This is a genomic window from Stenotrophomonas sp. SRS1, assembly GCF_026130205.1.
Lineage (GTDB): Bacteria > Pseudomonadota > Gammaproteobacteria > Xanthomonadales > Xanthomonadaceae > Stenotrophomonas > Stenotrophomonas rhizophila_B.
Genome location: NZ_JAINFD010000001.1, coordinates 604,148 through 627,612 on the forward strand (window position 1 = coordinate 604,148; position 23,465 = coordinate 627,612).

Annotated in this window: 16 protein-coding genes; 11 read left to right on the forward strand and 5 right to left on the reverse strand. The window is 67.3% G+C overall.

Annotated elements, in window-relative coordinates:
• Window positions 1–74 precede the first annotated feature (74 nt).
• Window positions 75–1,862, forward strand: coding sequence for an FAD-binding protein (locus K4043_RS02645; RefSeq protein WP_265308099.1), 1,788 nt, complete (start codon window positions 75–77; stop codon window positions 1,860–1,862).
• Between the two features lie 18 nt (window positions 1,863–1,880).
• Here K4043_RS02645 and K4043_RS02650 read toward each other — a convergent pair whose 3' ends face one another.
• Together K4043_RS02650 and K4043_RS02655 are read right to left on the reverse strand one after the other, a co-directional pair.
• On the reverse strand, window positions 1,881–3,065 hold the full coding sequence (locus K4043_RS02650) for a histidinol-phosphate transaminase (RefSeq protein ID WP_265308100.1): 1,185 nt from the start codon (window positions 3,063–3,065) through the stop codon (window positions 1,881–1,883).
• On the reverse strand, window positions 3,062–5,737 hold the full coding sequence (locus K4043_RS02655; protein ID WP_265308101.1) for a TonB-dependent receptor: 2,676 nt from the start codon (window positions 5,735–5,737) through the stop codon (window positions 3,062–3,064). The genes K4043_RS02650 and K4043_RS02655 overlap by 4 nt, the downstream gene beginning before the upstream one ends.
• A 425-nt stretch (window positions 5,738–6,162) precedes the next feature.
• On the opposite strand from K4043_RS02655, the gene K4043_RS02660 reads away from it, so the two are divergent.
• On the forward strand, window positions 6,163–8,073 hold the full coding sequence (locus K4043_RS02660; RefSeq protein WP_265308102.1) for a DUF885 domain-containing protein: 1,911 nt from the start codon (window positions 6,163–6,165) through the stop codon (window positions 8,071–8,073).
• A 182-nt stretch (window positions 8,074–8,255) separates the two neighbouring features.
• Window positions 8,256–8,753 (forward strand): fasciclin domain-containing protein, encoded by a 498-nt coding sequence (locus K4043_RS02665; protein ID WP_265308533.1) that lies wholly within the window; start codon window positions 8,256–8,258, stop codon window positions 8,751–8,753.
• Between the two features lie 198 nt (window positions 8,754–8,951).
• Here the strand turns inward: K4043_RS02665 and K4043_RS02670 are convergent, their stop codons facing one another.
• The 3 genes from K4043_RS02670 to K4043_RS02680 all read right to left on the reverse strand — a co-directional run bounded on the left by K4043_RS02670 (window position 8,952) and on the right by K4043_RS02680 (window position 15,291).
• Window positions 8,952–9,800 (reverse strand): OmpA family protein, encoded by an 849-nt coding sequence (locus tag K4043_RS02670; protein WP_265308103.1) that lies wholly within the window; start codon window positions 9,798–9,800, stop codon window positions 8,952–8,954.
• A 71-nt stretch (window positions 9,801–9,871) separates the two neighbouring features.
• Window positions 9,872–14,074, reverse strand: a complete 4,203-nt coding sequence (locus tag K4043_RS02675) for a YadA-like family protein (protein WP_265308104.1) — start codon at window positions 14,072–14,074, stop codon at window positions 9,872–9,874.
• A gap of 227 nt (window positions 14,075–14,301) precedes the next feature.
• Complete coding sequence (locus tag K4043_RS02680; protein ID WP_265308105.1) at window positions 14,302–15,291, reverse strand: helix-turn-helix domain-containing protein; 990 nt, start codon at window positions 15,289–15,291, stop codon at window positions 14,302–14,304.
• An 805-nt stretch (window positions 15,292–16,096) separates the two neighbouring features.
• On the opposite strand from K4043_RS02680, the gene K4043_RS02685 reads away from it, so the two are divergent.
• The 8 genes from K4043_RS02685 (at window position 16,097) to K4043_RS02720 (ending at window position 23,432) form a co-directional block, all read left to right on the forward strand.
• Entirely contained in the window at window positions 16,097–16,285 is a 189-nt protein-coding gene (locus K4043_RS02685) for a Flp family type IVb pilin (RefSeq protein WP_123729451.1), read from the forward strand.
• Window positions 16,286–16,385: 100 nt separating this feature from the next.
• Window positions 16,386–16,928: a prepilin peptidase gene (locus tag K4043_RS02690; RefSeq protein WP_123729452.1), complete on the forward strand. Its 543-nt coding sequence runs from the start codon at window positions 16,386–16,388 to the stop codon at window positions 16,926–16,928.
• On the forward strand, window positions 16,925–17,413 hold the full coding sequence (locus tag K4043_RS02695; protein WP_123729453.1) for a pilus assembly protein: 489 nt from the start codon (window positions 16,925–16,927) through the stop codon (window positions 17,411–17,413). Before K4043_RS02690 ends, K4043_RS02695 begins: the two co-directional genes overlap by 4 nt.
• 19 nt (window positions 17,414–17,432) lie before the next feature.
• Window positions 17,433–18,464, forward strand: coding sequence for a Flp pilus assembly protein CpaB (gene cpaB / locus K4043_RS02700; RefSeq protein WP_265308106.1), 1,032 nt, complete (start codon window positions 17,433–17,435; stop codon window positions 18,462–18,464).
• A gap of 19 nt (window positions 18,465–18,483) precedes the next feature.
• Complete coding sequence (locus tag K4043_RS02705) at window positions 18,484–19,848, forward strand: type II and III secretion system protein family protein (RefSeq protein WP_265308107.1); 1,365 nt, start codon at window positions 18,484–18,486, stop codon at window positions 19,846–19,848.
• Between the two features lie 67 nt (window positions 19,849–19,915).
• Window positions 19,916–21,151, forward strand: a complete 1,236-nt coding sequence (locus tag K4043_RS02710; RefSeq protein ID WP_265308108.1) for a fimbrial protein — start codon at window positions 19,916–19,918, stop codon at window positions 21,149–21,151.
• Entirely contained in the window at window positions 21,136–22,488 is a 1,353-nt protein-coding gene (locus K4043_RS02715) for a CpaF family protein (protein ID WP_123729456.1), read from the forward strand. The genes K4043_RS02710 and K4043_RS02715 overlap by 16 nt, the downstream gene beginning before the upstream one ends.
• A gap of 2 nt (window positions 22,489–22,490) precedes the next feature.
• Window positions 22,491–23,432, forward strand: a complete 942-nt coding sequence (locus K4043_RS02720) for a type II secretion system F family protein (RefSeq protein WP_265308109.1) — start codon at window positions 22,491–22,493, stop codon at window positions 23,430–23,432.
• Window positions 23,433–23,465: the final 33 nt, after the last annotated feature.

A 23,465-nucleotide genomic window follows, 5' to 3' on the forward strand; every position in this document is an offset into this window, starting at 1 on the left:
GGCCAGGGCCCGCGGGGCTCTGCGGGAACACACTCGCTGGCATCAACCACGCTGCTGCCGCAGGAACCACCCTCATGAAACGACGCGATTGTCTCAAGGCCGGACTGACCCTGCCGCTGCTGCCGATGCTGCTCAAGGCCGGCCCTGCCGTCGCAGCGACGCGTGCGAGGGTCCGGCCGGGCGCTGCGGGGTGGCCCGCAACCGCCGACTGGGACCAGTTGTCGCGGGCAGTCGGCGGTCGGCTGTCGGTCCCGCAGTCCCCTTTTCTCGCTGACGCCGCTACCCGCGCCGCCGCGCTGGAGCAGCTGCAGAATCCGTTCTTCCTCGGCGATGCGCCCGCGCTCACCCAGACCAGTGGTTACTTCGGCGCATGGCGGTCAGTGCCCAGCGCGAAGGTGGTGGCCGCCGCCAACAGCGCTGATGTGGCCGCTGCGGTGAACTTCGCCCGCACCCACCGCCTGCGGCTGGTGGTCAAAGGCGGCGGGCACAGCTATCACGGCACCTCCTGCGCGCCGGATTCGCTGCTGGTCTGGACCCGCGCGATGAACCAGGTCGAGCTGCACGATGCCTTCGTCGCCCACAACGCCCGCCCGGGTACGGCGCCGCAGCCGGCGGTCAGCGTGGGCGCCGGGGCGATGTGGATCGATGCCTACGATGCAGTCACCACCCGAGGCGGACGCTATGTCCAGGGCGGCGGCTGCACCTCGGTAGGCGTGACCGGCCTGGTCACCGGCGGCGGCTTCGGCAGTTTCTCCAAAGCGCATGGCACGGCCGCGGCCAGCCTACTCGAAGCCGAGATCGTCACCGCCGACGGGCAGATCCGCACCGTCAACGCCGACAACGACCCGGAGCTGTTCTGGGCGTTGAAGGGCGGCTGCGCCGCGAGTTTCGGGATCGTCACCCGGATGACGCTGCGCACCCATGACCTGCCCGATACCTTCGGCGGCGTCTCCTGCCAGATCCAGGCCAGCGACGACGCCAGCTGGCGGGCACTGGCGGCGGAGATGCTCCGCTTCTACCGCGACACGCTGTGCAACCCGCACTGGGGCGAGCAGTTCACCTTCAAAGACACGCGCCGGCTGTCGATCTCGATGGTGTTCCAGGGCCTGTTGCGCGACGCGGCCGAAGCGACCTGGACGCCGTTCCTGGACTGGATCCGCGCCCGGCCGGCCTACACCATCACCGAACCCTTGCAGGCACTGGCGATGCCGGCCAGAGACTTCTGGGACGCGGACTTCTTCCGCCAGCACGCCCCTGCCCTCATCGCCGAAGACACCCGCGATGACGCCTCCTCCCGGCACATGCTGTGGAAGGGCGACCAGGGCCAGGTCGGCTGGTTCCTGCATGGCTACGCATCGGCGTGGCTGCCGTCGGGGCTGCTGGACGATGCGCAGCGTGAGCAGGCCGCCGCCGCGATCTGTGCGGCCGCCGATCACATGGATGTCGGCCTGCACTGCAACAAGGGCCTGTTCGGTGCGCCGGCTGCGGCGCTGGCCGCCAGCCGCGACACGGCCACCCATCCGGCCGTGCTGGACGCCTTCGCGCTGGCGATCATCGGTAATGCCAGCGGGCCGGTGTATCCGGGCCTGGGGCGCACGGTGGATGAGCCCCGTGCACGCCGGGGCGCCTTGAACGTGGCGCGCGCCTACCAGGCCCTGAGCGTGGTGGCGCCCTCGGCCCCGGCCTATGTCTCGGAGAGCGATTACTTCCAGAAGGACTGGCAGCAGGCGTTCTGGGGGCCGAACTACCCACGGCTGCAGGCCGCCAAGCGCCGCTACGATCCGCAGGGCCTGTTCGTGATCCATCACGGTGTGGGCAGTGAGGACTGGAGCGCGGATGGCTTCGAGCGCATCGGCGGCTGACGGCGCGTCGGGCAGCGTCTACGCCGCCGCCCCATTCTGGGCCTTGCCCAGCTGGGCGAGCACGCTGCGCAACGCCTGCTGCGCACGCCGGTTCTCCGCCGGCGTGCCGACGGTGATCCGCACCCAGGTGTCATACGGGGCGAACACACGGGCGATGCGCACGCCCTGCTGCAGCAGCCTGGCGGCGACGACTGCATGCGGATGTCCGGTGTCGACGAACACGAAATTGCCGGCTGCCTCGGTCGAGCGCAGGCGCAGCCCACTCAGGACCTGCTGCCAGTGCTGCCGCTCGGCCGCCACGCTGCGCCGGACCTGGGCCACGTGGGCGGGATCGGCTAGTGCGGCTGATGCAGCGGCCAGCGACAACTGGTTCTGCGCGTGCGCGCCGCCGACGCCGCGCTGGCGCAGTGCCTCGGCGAGCGCCGCAGGCACCAGCGCATACCCGACCTGCAGCCCGGCCAGGGCATGGATCTTGCCCAGCGTGCGGAACACCACCACGTTCTGGCCCTGCCGCAGCAGGCGCACCGCGCTCAACGTGGCGGCATCCTCGCGGTAGTCGAGGTACGCCTCGTCGACGATCACCAGCGTGCGCGCCTGCGCGGCGGTCACGAAACGATCGAACTCGGCCCCGGGGCCCAGCGTGCCGGACGGGTTGTGCGGATTGACCACGAACAGCGCGCGGGTATCCGGCGCGATCGCCGCCAGCAATGCGGGCAGATCATTCTCCAGCCGCGCGTTCAACGGCACTTCCACCGCCCGGCCGCCAAAGGGCCTGGCCGCATCCACCAGGGCGCCATACCCGGGCACGCTGTAGATGAAACCGCCCGCGCCCTGGTTCAGCGCCAGATGCTGGCCGAGGGCTTCCAGTACCTCACCGACGATGACCTGTTCGGGCGCGACCCCTTCCAGCGTGGCGATCTGGCTCTGCAACGCCTGCAGCTGCGCGGCGCTGACATATCGCGGTGCCTCCGCCAGCGCGCGCTCTAACGCGGGCCCGACCCGAGGTGACGGGCCGTAGCTGCTTTCATTGAGGTCCAGCCGCAGCAGGTCCGTGGTGCGTCCGGCGGCCGTCACGGCGGCCGGCGCAGCGGATCCAGCGGCCGGCGCCAGCGCGACGGCTGCGGCACTGGTCAGCCCGGCGCGCAGCCAGTAGCGGCGCTGCGGGTCGGCAGGCAGGTGGCCTGCAGTCGTGGAACGGGTCATTGGAAACGCGCCTCCAGGCGTGCGTAGTAGTAGGTGCCACTCCAACCGAACGGCGACAGCTCGCTGTACGGGAACACGCCAAAGGTATCCGCGCCGGAGACCTGTGGGGTGGTGGCGATGTTGCGGGTGGGATAGGTGTTGAAGAGGTTGTTGGCGCCCAGCACGAGAGTGACCGTGTCGGTGGCGCGGAAGGCGATGTCCAGATCGGTGACCCAGCGCGCCTCCAGTGTCTGGATCACGTCGACATTGCCAGCACTACCCGCTTCGGTCGGCAGCGTACGGAACCGGGTCGAGCCCTGCGCAAAGGCGGCGACATTGGCCGCGCTCTGGTTGGTTGCCGCCACGCCTTCGATCTCACCGTAGCGGTGCGTGCCGAGGTGGATGCCCCAGCGGCCGACATCCCAGCCCAGCGCGAGCGTCAGGTTGTCGCGCGGCTGGCCTTTCTCCACGCGGGTGCGCTCGGTGACATCGAACAACGGCGTGCGCACGCCGAGCGCGGTGAGCTGCGCAGGGGTCGAGGCGACGTGGGTCAACTCGGTCTTGTTGCGGTTATAGGCCACGGTGGCGGTGAGCCTGCCATGGTCCGCCAGCTCCCAACGGTAGCGCGCGGAAGCGTCCACGCCGGTGGTGCGGGTATCGGCGGCGTTGCTGAAGTAGCGCACGCTGGTCACGCCGGGCGAGCCCAACGCAGCCAGGTAGTCACGGATCGCGGTGGACCCGGCCGCATCGACGAAGTTGCTGGAGAGGAAGATCCGATCGTCGATGTCGATCCGGTACACATCCACCGACGCGCTCAGCCCACCGATGCCCCAGGTGAGGCCCGCGGTGAGGTTGGTCGCCTGCTCCGGCTCCAGCGAGCGCGCCCCCAGGGCACGCGCTTCCACCGTATCCACCGGTGCAGTGCGCACCAACACATACTCGGGCACCCCGGTCACCGCGTTGTTGAGCGTGCGGCTGCTGGTCGAACTGAAGTACTGCTGGGCCAAGGCCGGCGCATGGAAGCCGGTGCTGACCGAGGCGCGCACCGCCACCCCGCCATCGAGCTGGTAGCGCAGGGCCAGCTTGCCGTTGGTGGTGCTGCCGAAATCGCTGTAATCCTCCCAGCGCCCGGCCAGCGAGACCAGGAAGCGATCCGTCACATCGGTTTCCGCTTCGGCGTAGGCGGAGACGTTGTGACGGTGATGGTTGCCGGCGTCCGCCGGCTGGATGCCCGCGAAGCCCTGCGAGCCGATCGTCGGCACCGCACCAGCCAATGGGCCATCAAGCACCCGCGCCGGGCCCCACACGTATGAGTTCAGCTCACCGGGTGAAATGCCGTAGGTATCGCGGCGGAACTCTGCCCCGAGCGCCAGCCGCAGCGGTGCATGCCAGCCCAGCTCGATGCTGTTGTTCGCATCCAGATTGGTGGTCCACTGCGAGGCCTCCAGCGCACCGTTGTAGAACGCGGTGGGGCTGGCCGCACCCAGCGTGGCATTGAGCGTGTTGCGGGTACGGTAGACCAGCTTGTTGCGGCCGTAGACGCTGCTCAGGTCCCAATGCCAGTCGCCGAGCAGACCTTTGATGCCTGCGCCGAGCGAGGCGTTGGTGCTCTGGGTATCGACCCACGGCAGGAACCCGTCCGGGTAGATCGCGCGCACGTTCTCGACCTGACCGGCGCGGCGCAGGGAGGCGTTGGAACTGCCCTCGCTTACCCCGTAGCCGCCGAAGGCATACGCCTCCAGTCCCTCAGCCCAGGCGAGCGGCTTGCGCAGGTTGCCGAACACGGTCTTTTCCACGGTGTCGGCCGAGTCGGCGAAGCGCCACAGGGCATCGCGGTCGAGGGTGGCTTCGCGTGGGTCGGCCACGGCACCCGCCGCCGCGCCCCCGATCGGGGCCAGGCCGGTGCCGGAGCCGAAGGTGCCCGACGGCGCCACCGGCGCACCATTGCGGCCGATCCCGAAGTACTGCTGCCGGGTATCGGGCAACGCGCGGTTGGCGGCCTTGCGGTCACGATAGTCCCAGGTAAGGTGCAGGCCGCCGCCATCGGCAAAGGCGACGCCGGTGTCCAGGGCGACGGACGTGGTGCCACCGCCGCCATCGCGGGTGGTGCCGCGGCTGACCCGCCCTTCGAAGCCGGCGTCCTCGCGCAGCACGATGTTGATCACCCCGGCAATCGCATCGGAACCGTACTGGGCAGACGCGCCATCACGCAGCACTTCGATCCGCTCGATCGCACTCACCGGGATCGCATTGAGATCCGTGGAGACCGCGCCCTTGCCCACCGTGCCGCCGGTGTTGACCCAGGCACTGGCATGCCGGCGCTTGCCGTTGACCAGCACCAGGGTCTGGTCCGGCGACAGCCCGCGCAGCGTCGCCGAGCGGATGTGGGTGTTGCCATCCGGGGTGGTCGGGTGCGGGAAGTTGAACGAGGGCAACAGCGACTGCAGGATCTGGCTGATATCGGTGTAGCCGCTGCTGCGGATGTCCTGCGCGCCCAGCACATCGATCGGCACCGGCGATTCGAGCACGGTGCGGGCCTGGGTACGGTTGCCGAGGACGGTGAGCTGGTCGAGCTGGGTGACTCCCGGCGCACTTGCCGCGGTTTGAGCATGGACCGGAACGGCGGTGAACAGGCTGGCAAGCACGGCGACGGACAGACGGCGACGTCGCAGCACGGTGGCGCGAGGATTCATGGTGGTTTCCGCAGAGGTCGGGCGTTACGCCCGAAGAAGACGATGAGGCGGCGCAGGCGGTACGTCAGCGGCGACATCGCCGTGGCAGGTACGGAGCAGGCAAGGCAGGTTCCCCCAGGTGACCTGGAGGCACTTGTTGCAAACTTGTTGCAGAGCGTCAATCCGCCGCGGGGCGTGCCCCCGCGCGGGTGGAATGGCGTGCAGGACCGCCACCGATCAAGTGCTTGATTTGATTCACTGGGGCCCGTCTTTTTACCGAAAGCGCCCTTACGCACGGGCATATCCACATAGCCAACGGTGCTCGGGCGAGGCAACGGAACGCAGGATGCATCCAGCCGGCTGCGCACGCGTGACGATCAATACGTGCGCTTGCATACGTGCTGGCGTAGCCTGCCCGCAGCCTGCCCGCCAACGGAGATCGCCCTGTGATTCCGACCACGCCCGCCCGCCGACTTCCCGCCCTGCTCGCACTCGCCATCGCCGGGACCCTCACGCTTGCATCCGCCGGGGCGCATGCGCAGGCGCCGTCCACGGCAACCACACCGGCCACCACCTCGTTCAACGCCCTGCTCGATGCGCAGACGATGGCCGCGATCAACGCCGATCCGGAACTGCGCACGATGCTCGGCATCAGCGGCGATGCGGGCGGTGATCTGTCCGGCCAGCTGACCGACGTCTCGCTGGCCCGGCGCGAGATCAACCGCCGCTTTCTTGTCGAAAACCTGGCGCAGATCCGTGCATGGAAAGGCGCACCGCTGGACCCGCAGCAACGCCTCAGCGACGGCCTGGCGCGCTGGTTCTACCAGACCCAGATCGATCTGATGGCCGTGCCATGGGCCGCGGCCTGGTTGCCGGTCGGCGGTAGCACCTACGCGATTGACCAATTGTTCAGCCTGCCGGTCAACCTGCCACAGTTCATGGACAACCAGCATGCGGTGACCGACGACACCAGCGCCCGCCGCTACATTGAACGGCTGCAGGCGATGGGCACCAAGCTGGACCAGGTCCGCGCCAACGTCGACATGCAGGCCCGACAGGGCGTGGTGCCGCCGGCGGTTGCACTGGAAGGCGCGGCCAACCAGTACCGTGCCCTGCTGAAACCGGCGCCGCAGGACAGCCTGTGGGTGCAGTCATTGCAGCGCAAGCTGGACAAGGTACCGTCCATCCCGGCGGCCCGGCGCGCTGAACTGATCGCGCAGGCAACGGCCGCGGTGCGAGACGCAGTGAATCCGGGGTATCAACGCCTGCTCGACAACGTGCAGGCCACGCTGGCGACCCACCCCGGCAACAAAGGCGTATGGGCGCTGCCGGAGGGCAAGGCGTACTACGACGCGGCACTGCGCTGGTACACCAGCACCGATCTGGATGCCGATGCGATCCACCAGATCGGGCTGCGCGAAGTGGCCCGGCTGGACAAGACGATGGATGAACGCCTGAAGCAGCTTGGCCTGCGCGAGGGCAGCGTGGCCGCCCGCATCGAACAGCTACGCAAGGACACGCGTTATCTTTACGAGGACAGCGACGCCGGCCGCAGGCAGCTGATCGGCGACATCGAACAGCGACTGCAGAATCTCGATCCGATCCTCCCAACCTACTTCGGCCATCTGCCGACGCAGAAGCTGCTGGTGCAGCCGGTACCCACGCACATGCAGGCCACCTCGCCCGGCGGCTACTACTACCCACCGGCGATGGACGGCTCACGGCCGGGCACGTTCTTCATCAACCTGGGCGACATCACCTCCAATACGCGATGGAGCATTCCGACCCTCACCTACCACGAGGGATCGCCGGGGCATCATTTCCAGATCTCGATCGGCCAGACCCTGACCGATCTGCCGATGCTGCGGCGGAGTCTCAACCCGAGTGCCTTCAGTGAAGGCTGGGCGCTGTATGCCGAGCAGCTGATGGCCGAAACCGGCGTGTACCGCGATGACCCCGCCGGTGATCTGGGCCGTCTGCAGGCCGAGATGTTCCGCTCGGTGCGGCTGGTGGTCGATACCGGCCTGCATCGCAAACAGTGGACACCCGAGCAGGCCATCGCCTACATGCAGGACAAGACCGGCATGACCCCGGCCGACGTGCGCATCGAGGTTTACCGCTACCTGGTACAGCCTGGCCAGGCCGCTTCCTACAAGATGGGCCAACTGCGGCTGCTGGAATTGCGTGAGCAGGCACGCAGGGAACTGGGCGAGCGTTTCGACATCCGCGCCTTCCACGATCTCATCCTGGGCAATGGGGCCCTGCCGATGACGGTGGTCACCCAGGCGGTGGAGGCATGGATCGCAGTAGGTGGACCATCTTCGCGCGGCATCGACGCCACCCTCACCCAGCACTGACAGATAAAAATAAGTCGATCGCACTGCATCCGCCCCGACACTCCCGCCGTAATTGAAGGTGCGTCATACCGGCGCATCCATTTGGGAGTTTGGTCATGAAGATCCAGTTTGCAGGCCTTGTACTGATCGGCTGTCTCGCTGCTACCGCATCCCCGCTCGTCTTCGCGCAGGCGCCGGCCCCCATGGCGGGCGCGCAGCACAGCAACCCGATGGTGGGCGGCGCAGCGATGTATGCCAACAAGGACATCATCGACAACGCCGTCAATTCCAAGGACCACACTACCCTGGTGGCTGCGGTCAAAGCAGCCGGTCTGGTCGATACGCTCAAAGGCGCCGGCCCGTTCACCGTGTTCGCACCGACCAATGCGGCATTCTCCGCCCTGCCCAAGGGTACGGTGGAAGGCTTGCTGAAGCCTGAGAAAAAGGCCGACCTGACCAAGATCCTGACCTATCACGTCGTGCCGGGCGCGGTCACCAGCACCGACCTGATGGCCAAGATCAAGCAGGGTGGTGGCAAGGCCAGCCTCACCACCGTCGAAGGTGAAGCGCTGACGGCCCGCGTGGTCGGCAAGGGCATCACCCTGACCGACAGCAAGGGTCAGGTAGCCAACGTCACCATTGCCGATGTGAAGCAGAGCAATGGCGTGATCCACGTGATCAACAAGGTGCTGATGCCGTAACCGGATACGGCGGTCGCAGCATGCCTGCGGCCGCCCCGGGTGGGAGGAAGAGATGACCTGGCGCGCCGTCTTCAGAACGATGACGGGGGAGACATCACGCTGTGCGAACGGCGCGCCAGGTCAAGACGGTCCCTCGCCGGCGCACGTTTGCGCCGACGGGGTATGCGGGAGTGTCGTCGTTTGTCATGACGCCGCGGTTCAGCGCGGCAGTGCCCTGCCCGACAACTCCACGCGGCGGTTGGGCGCCAGGCAGACAATCAAGGCATTACGCTGCGCCTGCTCGCACTGCACCAGGGGGTCCGCTTTGCCGCGTCCTTCGGCAACGATGGCCGCTGCTGGCACGCCGCCAGCGATCAGTGCATTGCGCACCGCTTCGGCGCGACGCTGGGACAGCACCAGGTTGTACCGGTCGCTGCCGATCCGGTCTGTATAGCCGATTACCTGGATGGTCTGCACCCGGCTGGCATCTCGCACTTGCTGCAGCAGTGCCGTGACATTGTCGCGCCCTTCGGATGTGAGAACGGCACTGTCAAAGGCGAACATCGCATCGGCGGACAGGCGCAGTGGCTCAGCCGGCATCGGCGCAGGTGCCGGAGGTGCGGGTGGACGTGGCGGTTCCAGCACGGCCGCGCAGGCCTGCGGCTTCCAGTGCGCGGCCTGGGCGATGCCCTTGCCGTCGAACTCGACCTTGAACTGACAGGTGAAGTAGTCGCCGCCCGGGCTGCTGCGGAAGTTGAACAGGTAATTCCACTCGCGCACGCCCCACATACCCTCACCAAAGTGTGGCGTGCCCAGCAGTGCGTACAGCTGGCGTTTGCTCATGCCACGGGCGAACAGGCGCAGGTTGTCGACGTCCACGAACAGTCCCTCCTTCAAGGTGGCGTTGCCCGGATCCGGGAAGTTGTCTGCGTCGGTTCCGGCGGTAGTGCCGGGCGATGCCGGACGCGGGTCGCCGTGACTGGCGCAGGCACTCATCAGCAGTGCGGCCAGGCTCAGCCCCAGCGACCGCATCAGCGGCTGGGCGGTGGATGTGGGTTGCGTGCACATGGTGTTCCCCCTGTAAGCGTTGAATGCGGGCTGCGAACCCGGTGCCGGCGGCTGGCCGGCACCGGATACGATCACCACTGGATGCCGGCACCTACCGCGACGCCACCCTCGCCGCGGCTGTTGGTAGAACCGCTGAACTTGTAGATCCAGCGCCCGCCCTCCGACACCCCCGAAATGCCCACCGCCACGCCGGATTCGCCGTTGAAGCTGCCTGCGGCAAGCGAGGCCATGCTGCGGCCAGCCTCATAGGGCTGCGGCAAGGCCGCCACTGCCATCGCCGAGGCGACGCCGGCCGAGGCGCGGTTGTCAGTCTTCTGCAGGTTCCGATCGAACGAATCCATGCGCTCGTCGGTGTAGGCCTTGGACCAGTCCAGGGTCTGCGCCATGCCGGTACGCAACTGATCCACGTTGACGGCATCGGTACCGGCGGTGCCGGCGGCGACATTGCGCACCGTGGTCGGGCCGGTGGCGGTGCTGCCCAGGGTCACACTGTTGAGGTTGGTGGTTCCATTGATGTTGCTGTCATAGCGGATCGTGCCCTGCTGCGACGCCTGCAGCTGGCGGACGTTGACCGCGTCGGTGGCCTGGCTGCCATCGGCGACGTTGGCGATCTGCCGCTCCGCGCCACTGCTGCCGACCGAGACCGTGTTGGCGCGGTCGGCCACCGAACCCGCCCCCAACGCGACGCTGTTGCTGCCCTGCGCGCTGGCACCGTTGCCCAGTGCCGTCGCGTTGTTGCCTGCGGCGCTGGCACCGGCGCCACCGGCTACGGCATTGTCGCCGGTCGCTGCCGGCGCAGCCAGGGTCTGCGTGTTGTTGACCTGGAACATGCCGGACGTACCGTTGTTGATGTTGTTGATCTGCGTATCGGTGTAGGTCCTGGACTCGCTGATCGCGTAGTTCACGCCGTTCTGCAGCTGGCCGACGTTGACCGCGTCGTAGCGCTCCGAGCCATCGGCGACATGGGTGACCTTGCGCTCGGCCCCGATGCTGCCGACGGCCACTTCACCCACAGAGTTGCTGGCCCCGGCCTGGCCGTAGGCACCGGTGTAACCGGTCTGTGCCCCCACGCTCGCCACCGAACCGGCACCGAGCGCGACGCTGTTGTCCGCACTGGCATTGGCGCCGTCACCGATGGCCGCACTGCCGCTGCCCGCCGCGCTGGCCAGCGGCCCGATCGCGACACTGTCTGCTCCCCCTGCGCTGGCCGCCGCCTTGGTCGAGTTGATCTGCACGTACTGGCTGTTGCCGCCCGGCTGCATCTGGTCGATGCGGGTGTTGAGGGTGGTCAGCGAGGTATCCACCGCCGAGAACGCCACGGTGACGTCGCTGTAGTCGTTGGCGATCACGCTGCCATCGGTGGCGATCGAGGAGATGCGGAACGTCGGCGCGGTCCAGATGCCGGTGTTGCCGTCGACGTTGGTGGTGCCACCAAAGTAGCCGACCAGCGCGTTGTTGGTCTGGAACAGCTGGTTGCCGTTGATCGCCTCCAGGCTGCCGGCCAGCACGCGGCCGTCGGCAACATTGGCCAGCGTCACGGCCGCACCGCTGGCATCGCCGGCCAGCGTGATGGTATTGGTGGCGTTGCCACCGGCATCGGCGTCGTACTTCACCGCCAGCCGATCCACAGCGCCGGCCTGGTCAGCGACGTTGGCCAGCGAGCTGCTGACCGCATCGAACGCACTGCCGACGTTGTCGTAGGTACCTGACGTGACCTGGCCATCAGTAGCCACGCTGTTGAGGGTGTACGTCGGCGCGGTGACCTGGCCATTGGCATCCAGTGCCGCGCCGCCACCAAGACGGGTGGCCACGGCCTGGTTCGCATTGAGCAGCTGTCCCAGGTTGACCGCGTCGGTCGCCTGGGTGCCAGCGGCGACGTTGACCACCTGGCGCTCTGCACCGACCGCGCCAACGGACACCGTGCCATCCCGGTCAGCCATCGCGCCGGCGCCGACGGCAATGCTGTTGGCCGCCACCGCCGTTGCCCCGGTGCCCACTGCGATGCTGTCCAGCCCGGTGGCGGCAGCGTCGGCTCCGATCGAATTCACCTTGAGGTAGCGGCTGCCTGCGCCGTTGCGGATGTCGGTGATCTGGGTGTTGAGGTTGACCAGCGAACCGTCGACGGCAGAGAAGGCATCGCTGGCGTTGTCGTACACACCCTGGGCGACAGCGCCCCCAGTGGACACCGTGGAGATCTGGAAGCTCGGCGCGGTCCACGCACCGGTTCCCGGGTCATAGGCGGTGGCACCCCCGAAGTAGTCGACGATCGCGCTGTTGGTATCGAACAACTGGGCGCCGTTGATCGCCTCGGTGCTGGTCGCATCGACCGCGCCGGTGGCAAGGTTGGCGATCGTGGTCGTCCCGGTGCCGCCACCGAGGGTGATGCGGCGGAAGTCCGCCGCGCCGGTGCCGTCGTCGTCATAGGTCACCGCCAGCGTGCCGACCGCGTCGATCTGCGAGATAGCACCCTGCAACTGGGCGACATTCACCGCATCGTTGGCCGCGCTGCCCGCAGCGACATTGCTGATCTGGCGTTCCCCGCCGGCGAAGCCGACCGACACTTCACCGGCCGACACCTGCGTGCCACTCAGGCCGAATGCGGTGTAGCTGGCCTGTGCACCCCGGTTGGCCGCCGAACGGTAGCCCAATGCCACGCTGTTGGCCTGGCTGGAGGTAGCCTCCGCGCCCAGGATGGTCTGGCCGTTGGCCGTGCCCAATGCACTGTCACCGACGATCACGGAATGACCCATGCGCGCTGCGTAGTCCGCGGTCGGTACGCCGGTTGGATCGGTCGCGTCGTTCAGGCCCGCTCCCGGGAAGGCCAGGTTGGCATCCTGCCCGGGCAGCTCGTGCCGCGCATTGGCACCGATCACGACCTCCTTGGACCCGTTGGCATACGCGCCATCACCCACCAGCACCTGATAGTCCTGTGCCGCATTGACCGCCCAGCAGTCCACGCTGGCGATGAGTGCGTTGACGCAGGTGTTCGACCAGGCCGGCGAGCCGTCCGGCAGCAGCAGCCCCAGCAGGCCATTCGGGTTGCCGTTGTTGATGTTGTGGATGTAGCTGTCGGAGGTGACGCCACCAATCAGGGTGAGGTGCGAGCTTCCGCCCGTGCTCGCATTGCCCAGACCATCGAGCAGCGTACCCACCGGCGTCAGGTTCACGGTCGGGATGCCCAGCACGTTGGTCACCGCATACGTCTGCATGACGTTGGCGCTGCTGACCGCCAGGTTGCCGTTGCGCACATAGCCATCGCCGCCCAGCAGCCCCTGCCCGGTCGGACCCACCAGTTGCGACAGCGAGCCGACCAGCCCGCCGGTACCGATGATCAGCCCGGCATTCGGGTCGGCCGGCGCCGGGGCCTTGGGGTGACCCGCCGGCAAGGAGGTCGGTGGCGGAAGTACCGTACCGATGATCGGCGAGGTGATCGTGCCCACCGCCCCGAGGACCGGCGAGGTGATCGCGCCCACCGTGCTGCCGACGCCATCGAGCAAGCCGCCCACAGCGCCACCTACGCCATCAAGCAGGCCCCCCAGTGCGTTGCCCAGCCCATTGGGTGCCAGCGCCATTGAGCTGGTCTGCACTGCCGTGATGCCGGCATCGACACGTTTGGGATTACGGTCGGCGGCATCGACCACATGGCCGAGCGCATCCACACGCACACGGCCGGCTACGTTGCCGGCCAGCGCTCCGTTTACTGCGTCAGGTGCATCCGGCGTGACGGTTGCGTCGGCGATGAGCGCCGCCGTCGCCTCCACATCGGCCGCCGCCAAGCGTGCCTGTGCGGCAACATCGACCTTGGTGGACAGGGCAGCCTTGCGCGCGGACGGCGACGCCGCAACGGCGACGTTCGCGTTTGTGCGGACCTCTGCACGCACCGCGGGTGCGGCAACGCGCGTTGGCGGCGCCGGTTGGCTGGCCGGCGGTGTGCCGAGCGTAAGATGGACGTTGGCATCGGCACTCAGCAGCGGCGCGGTGCCACGGTCCCGTGCGGCCGCCGCCAGAGCAACCTCGGCGTCCAGCTTGACCGGCAACGGCGCGGTGTACTTCGCCGCCAGTGCCTGGAGATCAGTGAGCGTCTGGTTTTCTCCAGCCCATGCACTGCCTGTGCACAGCGCCAGCGACAAGCCCAGCGACAGGACCGACATCGGCACCTTCAGGTGCACCACCACCGGGCCCGCGGCCAGGCTGCCGCGCGCGGTGGCGATTTCGGAGACGACCACCAGGGCATTCAGCCGGTGGCTCCACACCAATCGAAAGATACGGTTCATCAGGTATTCCCCCGTGTACGAACGCGTTGAACATCACCGGTGCCTGAGGGCACGTGGATGTCATTACAGACGAGGGGTCAAACCGCGGGCACTTCATTCCGGCAGCACGAACGTGCGTTCCGGCAAGACGACGGGTAAAACCGGCAGCGGCATAGGCAATTCCGGCAGGTTGCCGAATATGTGCACGCCGCATCGGCGCGGTGCAGAAGTGAATCAAACGAAGACGATCAGGCCGGGCTGCCCATCTGCGCAGGCGCGCGCATCAAGGTATCTCTCGGCAATTCACCGAATACCCGACGGTAGTTGTCGGCAAAGCGCGAGAGGTCCCACAGGCCGCAGCTCAGTGCGATGGCCTTGACCGATTTCCGGCTTGAATCGGCCATGGACAGGCCACGGCACGCTGCGCACAGGCGAAGCATCGAGAGATAGCGGTTGGGCGAGGTTCCGAAAAGATCTTCGAACGCATAGCGCAGCGCCCGTTCGCTGACACCGGCCGCATCACAGATTTCATTCATATAGATATAACGACGCAGATTCAGCCGCATGAAATTCTCGGCCCGCTGCGCAATCAGGTAATGCGTCCGCCGGCCACGGCTGCAGACCGGGTGGTCATCGCCACCGGCGCCAAGCAGCGCTTGGATGTGGTCGTGCAGCAGCGTGTCCACGGCATCGGTGGCGAGCGGTTCCTGCTGCACGATCAGGCAGTGGTGCAGTGCTGCATAGCGTTCCCGCAACCGGATACCGACAGGCCCGCCACCGGTCTGGAACAATGAGAGGCCCTGGCCGGAAGGCAGTGTATTGCGCAGGCTGAGCTCGGTGAGTTTGCGCTGCACGCGCTGCACCGGTGCCAGCAACAACGTCAGATGGGTGCCGGCACTGAGTGTGAACTCGCTGATGCCTTCCGGCAGTACGGTCAAGGCCATGCCTGCCGCCAGCGGCATTCCGTGACACCAGCTGATGGCCTCGTCGGTGTCATGGATCAAGCCCAGCAGGCACCAGTCCTGGGGCAGCATGAAGCGGCCGCGGAAGTGGAAGCCGCTCGTTGCGGTGCAGAACAGCGCCTGGTCGTGGACCTGCGATTCGATCGACGCGCGCGGGCCGTTTCCGTCCAGCAGCACCATTTCCAGATCGCAGACACGCAGCACGCCGCTAAGCGTGGCCAGGTCGAATGCCCTCAGCCCGTTCTCGATCCGGTTGTCCACTACACCATCTACCATGACAGTGATGCCCCCTCTGGCCTGGATCCCCGGTGCCACTGCTGCACGCCTACCGGGTTCGCACTCCTGCGTTTCCTGTTGCGCCTTGTGTTGCAGCGCACCTGCCGCGACGATGTCCACCGGCATCGCCTTGGTAAATCAGCCGGCGCTGCCGATTAAGTCACTCCACCAGGTTACCTCCCGGCTGCGCACGGGATTATCAATGCGCATTTTTGGCAAGTATGCCCGACCTGCACGCAGGATAAACAGAATCACGCTGGACGTCACAAATACGGCCCAGCACTGCGAAACCCAGCGTTTATGCGCCGCGCGAGCGCGTCAATTAAATGACATCACGCGGCCATCACATAATGTGCACCCGTGTTTCACTTTGCGGCAATTACATGGGTCCCTATCCATCGCAAGCACGTGGCATGGATATCTGCTCAAGTTGACGCGATGCCTGCCGATTTTGTGCATTGGATACCGTGTGATTCGCCGAGCATCCAGATCAGGACGCCCGGCTGCACCGAAGCGGTCATCACGACGTAGAGAAACAAAAGGGGGAACGCCATGGACAGCAACCTTCACCGCAACTGCCGTCACCGCCGATGCCGCGCATCGGCAACAGTGACCGCATTGTCCAACGCGATCTGCCACCAATGACGTCGACCGGGCGCTGCCCGGCCGACAGCGCAGGCCAGTAATGGCCGCACCACGCAGGACGCGTGGTCGGGATGGCAGTCCTGGCGGAGCCAGGCAACGCCATCGGTACAGGGGCTGTATCCGCCCGTTCGGGCTCTGATTGGGAAAGGGAGAAACCGTCATGAATGCATCCGTTCGCAAGTTCCTCGTGGAAGAAGATGGTGTGACCGCACTCGAGTACGGCCTGCTGGCCGCGGTGATCGCGGGCATTCTGGTAGCGGTGGGCAAAGACCAGATCACGGATTTCTTCGAGAATCTGTTCACCAAGCTGGGCGAAGTCGTCGACGACGCCACCGCGAAAGCCGCCTGATCCAGCGGTGTTGACTGCGAGCCTGTCGCCCGGTGCTGCCGCGGCGACAGCGCAGCGTGGGCCGGAACGTCGCACGACCGATTCGGGGGACTCAACGCATATGGAACTTCTTCCCCTGGTGGCACTGGTGCTGGGCGTACAGGTGGTGATCAACGACCTGTACGCCCGGCGCGTGTCCAACCGCGGGTTGCTGATTGCCTCGGCAGCAGCGCTGGTCGGGTTGGCCTGGCAGTGGCTTGGCGCCGCTCGGGGCTTCCCTGCCACGCATCTGATCGGCTTCGCGTTGGGCCTGCTGTCGCTGTTGCCGTTCTACGCGATCGGCTGGATGGGCGCGGGAGATGTGAAGTACTTCGCCGTGCTTGGGCTGCTGCTCGGGGCCGCGCCGTTGCTGCCGATCTGGATTGTCGCCAGCCTGCTCGCCGGTGCGCACGCGGTGTGCGTGATCGTGGGGCGTCGACTGGCGCCGCGCCTGGCGGGGCTGCCGCTTGTCGATGCAAACGGCCCGCTGACACGCCGGCTGCAGCCGGTCTTCGCGCAGTGGCGGCAGGCCCGCCAAGGGCGCGTCGGCATTCCGTACGCCGCCTACCTTGCACTTGCCAGCATGGGGTGGGTATTGCAGCAGTATCCGGGAGCTTTCAGATGAGAAGCGGCTTCCCGCACCCCGGAACCAAACGGCGGCAGCACGGCATCGCCACGCTCGAGTTCGCGCTGATGCTGTTGTTCGGTCTGTTGCCCTTGCTGCTGGTGATGTACTCCGGCGTGATGATCATGGCCGTGCAGCAGACCCTCTCGGCCGCTTCGGCGGAGGGCGCACGCGCCGCCTTCCGGCATGCGACGCCCACAGAGCGGCGCACCGCGGCCTGCCTGGCAGCGCGCCGCTCGATGCAGTGGCTGCTGACCTACTCCAGACAGGCGCCCAGCTGCACCACGCCGGGCGCCGCACCGATCAATGTCTCTTCCCCTGCCCCATGCGCGGACCTGCCCAGCGCGCAGTGCATCAGCGTGCAGGTGAGCTACGACTACCGCACGCACCCCTTCCTGCCCGGCACCGGGCGTGTGTATGGCTGGGTGATGCACACGCCCTTGCGCAGCACCGCCGTGTCGCAGCTGGATCTGGGCGGCAACTGATGATTCTCCGGAGAACCCCATGCTCAAGTTGACCCGCGTCGCCGCGGTACTGCTGATCGGACTGGCAGTGATCCTGGCGATCGTCGCCTTCGGGATCAGCCGCCGCGCCGCGCCGGTGCCGCCGGGGATCCCTGCCACGGCCAGTGCGCCGGCCCAGCCAGCCACCTGGCCGGTGGTCGAGGCCGCCGCCGCATTGCCGGCCGGACGCCCTATCGCGTCCAGCGATCTGCGTCTCACCGGCCACGCTGAACAACCGACCGGCGGCTACACATCGATCAATGCACTGGTCGGCGCGGTCCCCACGCAGGACATCGCCATGGGGACCCGCATCACCACCGGCCAGATCGCCCAGGGCTTCTCACTGCGCCTGAACCCGGGCGAGCGTGCGCTGGCCGTGCCGGTCGATGAACTGGCCGCGGCCGGCAACCGCATCCAGCCGGGCGACTTCGTGGACGTATTCCTCAACCTGCGCGCCTCCGGCGGACTGCGCAACGACGGAGACGCCCAGACGCGGTTGCTGTTGTCGCGCCTGCGCGTGCTCAGCTATGGCGCGCACGATCTGCAGACCGCGACCGACCTTGCCACCGATGGCAGCCAGGCGACCACGGACAGCCGCGCGCAGGACATCACCGGCGGTGGGCGCACCAGCAGTTCGCGCAGCGACACGGCCACAGCCCCGGCACGCAGCGCCGTGCTGGCGGTGCCGGTCGCCGAGGCGAACAGGCTGCTGCTCGGCGCGCAGCAGGGAAAGCTGTTCCTGGCCCTGCGCAACCCCGCCGATATCGGCCTGCCTGACCCGTCCCTGTACCCCGCGCCAGGGCGCGTGCTCAGCCCGCGCCGGGAACTGTCCGCCGAGGAACGGTTGGCGCTGCAGCGACCCGAGAACGATGCCTATGCGGGGCTGGATACCGACGCACTGGCCGGACGTGGGCGCAGCAGTGTGGCGGCGCTGCCCGGTCCATCCAGCACGCCGCGCCGTGCATCACCGCGAGCGGATCGCGGCATCGAAATCATCCGTGGCGATGTTTCCTCCCACAGCGGGTCGCGTTGAGCCCATGCCGAGACAGCCCATGACCGAACGCCACACCTCCGCGCACCCCCTTCGCCACGCCCTGCCACGCTGCCTGCTGCTGGCCATGTTGATCGGCAGCCCGTTGCTGGCCAGCGCCGATGGCGAGCTGGTGCTGCAGACGCGCGAGCAGCGTCCGTGGTCATTGCCCGCCAACCTGGAGCGGGTGGCGATTGCCGACCCCAGCGTGGCCGACGTGGTCATGCTGCGCGGCCGCGAGGCCCTGCTGGTCGGCAAAGCGCCGGGCAGCACTACGCTGCTGCTGTGGCGCAACGGCAACCGCGAGCCGGAGCGGCTGCAGATCGAGGTGCGCAGCGCTGTACAGGGCGCGTTGACCGCACGGGGCGGCGGCACCGGGCTGATCGTGCAGGATGGCCAGGGCCTGCTGCAGGGCCTGAGTCCGTCACTGCTGGATCACCAGAACAGCATCAAAGCCGCGGCGATGGCGGTGGGCAAGGAAGGTCAGCTGGCCGACATCTCGACCATCGCCAGCGGCGGCGTGGTCCAGGTGGAGGTGAAGATCGTGGAGTTCAACAAGTCGGTGCTGCGCCAGATCGGCATGAGCTTCGGCAACAAGAACTTCAACCGCAACAACGGCTTCTATTACGGCATCACCCGCCCGGGCGCGACCCTGCCCGGCGTGCTGCCGGCCGGAGAGCCGGCAGGTGATGACCTGATCGTCACCAACCCGCTCTCCTCCGCATTCGGGCTGGTGTTCAAATCCCTCACCCACGGGTGGGATGCCAACATCGAACTGCTGCAGAGCAACGGCATGGCCCGCGTGCTGGCCGAACCGACCCTGGTCGCGCTCTCCGGGCAGAGCGCGAGCTTCCTCGCCGGTGGCGAACTCCCGATCCTGGAACCGCAGGGACTGGGCACCACCACGGTGACCTTCAAACCATTCGGCATCGGCCTTACCGTGACCCCCACCGTGCTCGGACCCAATCGCATCGCGCTGAAGGTAGCCCCGGAAGCGAGCGATCTGAACTATGCCGCCGGCATCACCTACAACGATGTGCAGGTGCCATCGATCACCACGCGCCGCGCGGATACCACCGTGGAGCTTGGCGATGGTGAGACCTTCGTGATCGGCGGCCTGGTCAGCAACAACGTCTCGTCCAACGTGGACAAGGTGCCGCTGCTCGGCGATCTTCCGATCATCGGCTCGTTCTTCCGCACGCTCAATTACAAGAAAGAGGAAAAAGAACTCGTCATCATCGTCACGCCACGGCTGGTGCAGCCGCTGGCCCAGGGCACGGAAGTTCCGTTGCCGGGTCAGCGTGAGGCATCGCCGAACCTGCCGGTCTGGGGCGCCTGGCTGTTGAGCCCGGCCTCTTCGGACCAGCTGCCCGGGTTCTCGCGCTGAACCCGATGCCAGGAACCCGCCCGTCATTTCCACCGCCCTGCAGCTTGTCCACCCCCGGGATGCGTCGATGAAGCTCGTACTGTTCGCGCCCGATCGCGAGCTGGCCACGCTGTTGTCGGCGTTGCTGCCGTCGCTGGGCGTGCAGTGGCTGGACAGCGCGGCGCCGGCCTCGGCGCTGGAACCGCTGCGCGATACCGGCTGCGTGGTGCTGCTCGATTTCCGTCATCAGCACGCGGCGTTTTCCGCAGCGCTGACCCGTCAGCTGCAGGCGCAGGCACCGGAGCTGCCACTGGTGGCGATCGGATCCACCCATGCCGAGCACATGGACGGCGTGGTCGCCGCGCTGCGAGCGGGGCTGCGCGATCTCCTCGATCTGGACGGTGCGCCGCAGGAAATGGAGGCGGTGCTGCGCCGCGCCGCTGCACTGGCCCTGCGCGGCGAGGGCGCCGCCACGGCCGCGCTCCCGGCACCGGCCAAGGCGCGGATGGTGCTGCTGCTCGGTGCCCGCCCCGGCGTGGGCAGCAGTACGCTGGCTGCGCACCTGGGCGTACTGGACCAGCAACTGGCCGCCAGTCAGACGCCGCCACCCGATGCCGCACACCCCGGCAACCATCTGCTGCTGTTGGACCTGGGCCAGCCCACCGGCGATGCAGCGCTGTACCTCAATGTCGACGCGACCTTCCACTACGAGGATGCGCTGCGCAACGTGGGTCGGATCGATGCCACCCTCGTCCGCACCGCGATGACGCAGCATCCCACCGGGCTGACCCTGCTGGGCCAACCACCGGGCATGGAAGGCACCGCACTGGCCGATCCGGGCATGCTCATGCAGCGCCTGCGCGGGGTCTTCCATACCGTGCTGTGCGATCTGGGCGGCATCTGCCCGCGCCAGTTGCCGATCTCTCTGCTCAACAGCGCCGACGAAATCTGGCTCATCGCCGATCAGTCGATCGGCACGCTGGTCTCGCTCGATCAGCTGCTGCGCCACCTGGAACAGGTCGGTGCACGCGACGCCCGCCTGCAATTGGTGATCAACCGCCACGACGATGCCAGCGGACTGAGCCCGGACCAGATCGCCGCGCGCTTCTCGCTGCCCCTGCTGGCCACCCTGCCCGACCGCGCCGCCCTGCGCTCCAGTGCCAGCCATGGCCGCCTGTTGCTTCAGGATGCCCCCCGTGACCCGTATGTGCGTGCCCTTGCCCCGCTGTTGTCGCACCTGGACCCGGCGGCTCCCGCGCCGGCCAGGGGCTGGCGGGAACACCTCGCCCTTCGCCTGAGTGGTTCCCCATGGAAGACAAAGTGACCCCGTTCCCTTCCGGTGCCACGCGTGCCGACGCCGGTCCCGAACCGGACGGCCAGCCGCCCTCGTTCGAGCAGTCCGAGCAGTACCAGAAGGTACTGATCGCCGCGCATGAGCACCTGCTCAACAGCATCGAGGATGAGCGCATCGACATCGACGCGTGGGCGCCGGATACCGTGTCGCGCTATGTGCACGCGCAGACCGCCGGCTTCGTCCACGAATGGCGTATCCCGATCAACGAAGCGGAGAAGGACATCGTGGCCAATGCGCTGGTCAAGGAGCTGACCGGCTTCGGCCCGCTTGATGACCTGCTGCACGATCCGGAGATCGAGGACATCCTGATCAACGGCTACAAAGACATCCACGTCTCCCAGGGCGGCATGCTCAAGCGCGCGCCGCAGCGCTTCAGCGATGACAGCCACCTGCTGCGCATCCTGCGCCGCATCCTGGCCCCGCTCGGGCGCCGCCTGGACGAATCCAACCCGATGGTGGATGCCCGCCTGCCCAATGGTGGGCGCCTCAACGCCATCATCTCGCCGCTGGCTGTGGATGGGCCGATGGTCTCCATCCGCAAGTTCCGCAAAGACCCGTTCACGCCGGACGAGCTGCTGCGCATGGGCACCTTCGACCGGCCGATGCAGGCACTGCTGCACGCGATGGTGCTGGGCCGCTGCAACATTCTCGTGTCCGGTGGCACCAGCTCGGGCAAAACCTCGCTGCTCAATGCACTGGCCAACTACATTCCGGCCAATGAGCGTGTGATCACCGTGGAGGACACGGCCGAGCTCTCGCTCAACCACCCGCACGTGGTGCGCCTGGAAAGCCGAATCGGCGGTGCCGACGGCAACGGCGCGATCAGCATCCGCGATCTGGTCCGCAACAGCCTGCGCATGCGCCCGGACCGGATCGTGGTCGGCGAAGTGCGTGGCGCCGAAGTGCTGGAAATGCTGCAGGCGATGAACACCGGGCATGACGGATCCATGGCCACCATCCACGCCAATTCGCCGCGCGACTGTCTCTACCGCATCGAGATGCTGGCCGGCTTCGCCGGTTTCCAGGGCAGCGAGGACAGCCTGCGCCGGCAGATCGCCAGTGCCATTGATTTCATCGTGCAGATTTCGCGTCTGGGCAGCGGCCGCCGGGTGCTGGTCTCGATCACGGAAATCACCGGCGTCACCGACAACATGATCGCGACCCAGGAGATGTTCCGCCACGAAGTGCAGCTCGATGCCGACGGCAAGGAATACGACCGCTGGGTCGGGCTGGGTTTCCAGCCGCATTCGCACAAGCTTGAGCCGTTCCGTCGTCAATTGCGCGAAGCGCTCGGTGGAGGTTTCTGAGCATGGTCACGGTCCTGCTCCTGTGCAGTGCGGCGCTGGTGCTGGTGGCGCTTGCCGTCGGCCTGTGGAGCAGTGCCAGTGCGCGCGAGCAGCGCCGGCTCTCCACGCAGCACGCCGAGCAGCGCCTGACCCGGGCCGACAGCGCACCGCGGCTGGCAGGGCTGGGCGACGCGCCCGCACCGATGCCGGTCAGCAGCGCCGTGCCGGCCGGTGCGCCGTGGGACGCACTGATGCGCCGTGCCGCCATGCCGACCGGCTGGCGGGTACCGTTGCTGATCCTTGCGGGCGCCGCGTTGCTGGCATGGATCACCGCCGCACGCCTGGACACTGCGTGGGCGGTGCCGATCGTCCTGGTGCTGAGCGCACTGGCAAGCGGGTTCTGGATATCGCGACGGATCTCCCGCCTGCAGTCCAAGCTGCTGCGCCAGCTGCCGGACTTCCTGGACAACCTGGTCCGCCTGGCGGCCCTCGGCAACAGCCTGCAGATGGCCTTCCAGACCTCGGCGGCACAGGTGCCGATGCCGTTGCGCGGGCTGCTCGACACGACGCTGTCCTACACGCGCAGCGGGCTGGACCTCGATCGTGCCCTGGCGCAGGCCGCCCAGCCCTATCGGCTCGAAGCGTTGAACGTGCTGTCGGTCGTGCTCGGGGTCAGCGTGCGCATCGGTGGGCGTGCCGACCAGATCCTGCAGCGCATGGCCGATTTCATGCGCGACCTGGATCAGGCTCAGCAGGAACTGATGGCCACCACCTCCGAGACGCGCATGTCGGCGTGGGTGCTTGGCCTGCTGCCACCGATCAGCGCCGTGCTCATGGCGATCACCAGCCCGGACTTCTTCCAACCCATCATCCACGAGCCGCTCGGCCACAAGCTGCTGCTGTGGGCGCTGGGCCTGGAAATGATTGGCGGCTTCCTGCTGTACCGCCTGGCGAAATCGATATGACAGGTCTTCGCAGCACGCCTGCCCAAGGGGGCC

Coding starts and splice junctions, on each gene's coding strand:
- K4043_RS02650 (WP_265308100.1), bottom strand. CDS start 3,065: ATGACCCGTTCCACGACTGCAGGCCACCTGCCTGCCGACCCGCAGCGC.
- K4043_RS02645 (WP_265308099.1), top strand. CDS start 75: ATGAAACGACGCGATTGTCTCAAGGCCGGACTGACCCTGCCGCTGCTG.
- K4043_RS02680 (WP_265308105.1), bottom strand. CDS start 15,291: ATGGTAGATGGTGTAGTGGACAACCGGATCGAGAACGGGCTGAGGGCA.
- K4043_RS02655 (WP_265308101.1), bottom strand. CDS start 5,737: ATGAATCCTCGCGCCACCGTGCTGCGACGTCGCCGTCTGTCCGTCGCC.
- K4043_RS02690 (WP_123729452.1), top strand. CDS start 16,386: ATGGAACTTCTTCCCCTGGTGGCACTGGTGCTGGGCGTACAGGTGGTG.
- K4043_RS02685 (WP_123729451.1), top strand. CDS start 16,097: ATGAATGCATCCGTTCGCAAGTTCCTCGTGGAAGAAGATGGTGTGACC.
- K4043_RS02670 (WP_265308103.1), bottom strand. CDS start 9,800: ATGTGCACGCAACCCACATCCACCGCCCAGCCGCTGATGCGGTCGCTG.
- K4043_RS02665 (WP_265308533.1), top strand. CDS start 8,256: ATGGCGGGCGCGCAGCACAGCAACCCGATGGTGGGCGGCGCAGCGATG.
- K4043_RS02695 (WP_123729453.1), top strand. CDS start 16,925: ATGAGAAGCGGCTTCCCGCACCCCGGAACCAAACGGCGGCAGCACGGC.
- K4043_RS02720 (WP_265308109.1), top strand. CDS start 22,491: ATGGTCACGGTCCTGCTCCTGTGCAGTGCGGCGCTGGTGCTGGTGGCG.
- cpaB (WP_265308106.1), top strand. CDS start 17,433: ATGCTCAAGTTGACCCGCGTCGCCGCGGTACTGCTGATCGGACTGGCA.
- K4043_RS02705 (WP_265308107.1), top strand. CDS start 18,484: ATGACCGAACGCCACACCTCCGCGCACCCCCTTCGCCACGCCCTGCCA.
- K4043_RS02675 (WP_265308104.1), bottom strand. CDS start 14,074: ATGAACCGTATCTTTCGATTGGTGTGGAGCCACCGGCTGAATGCCCTG.
- K4043_RS02715 (WP_123729456.1), top strand. CDS start 21,136: ATGGAAGACAAAGTGACCCCGTTCCCTTCCGGTGCCACGCGTGCCGAC.
- K4043_RS02710 (WP_265308108.1), top strand. CDS start 19,916: ATGAAGCTCGTACTGTTCGCGCCCGATCGCGAGCTGGCCACGCTGTTG.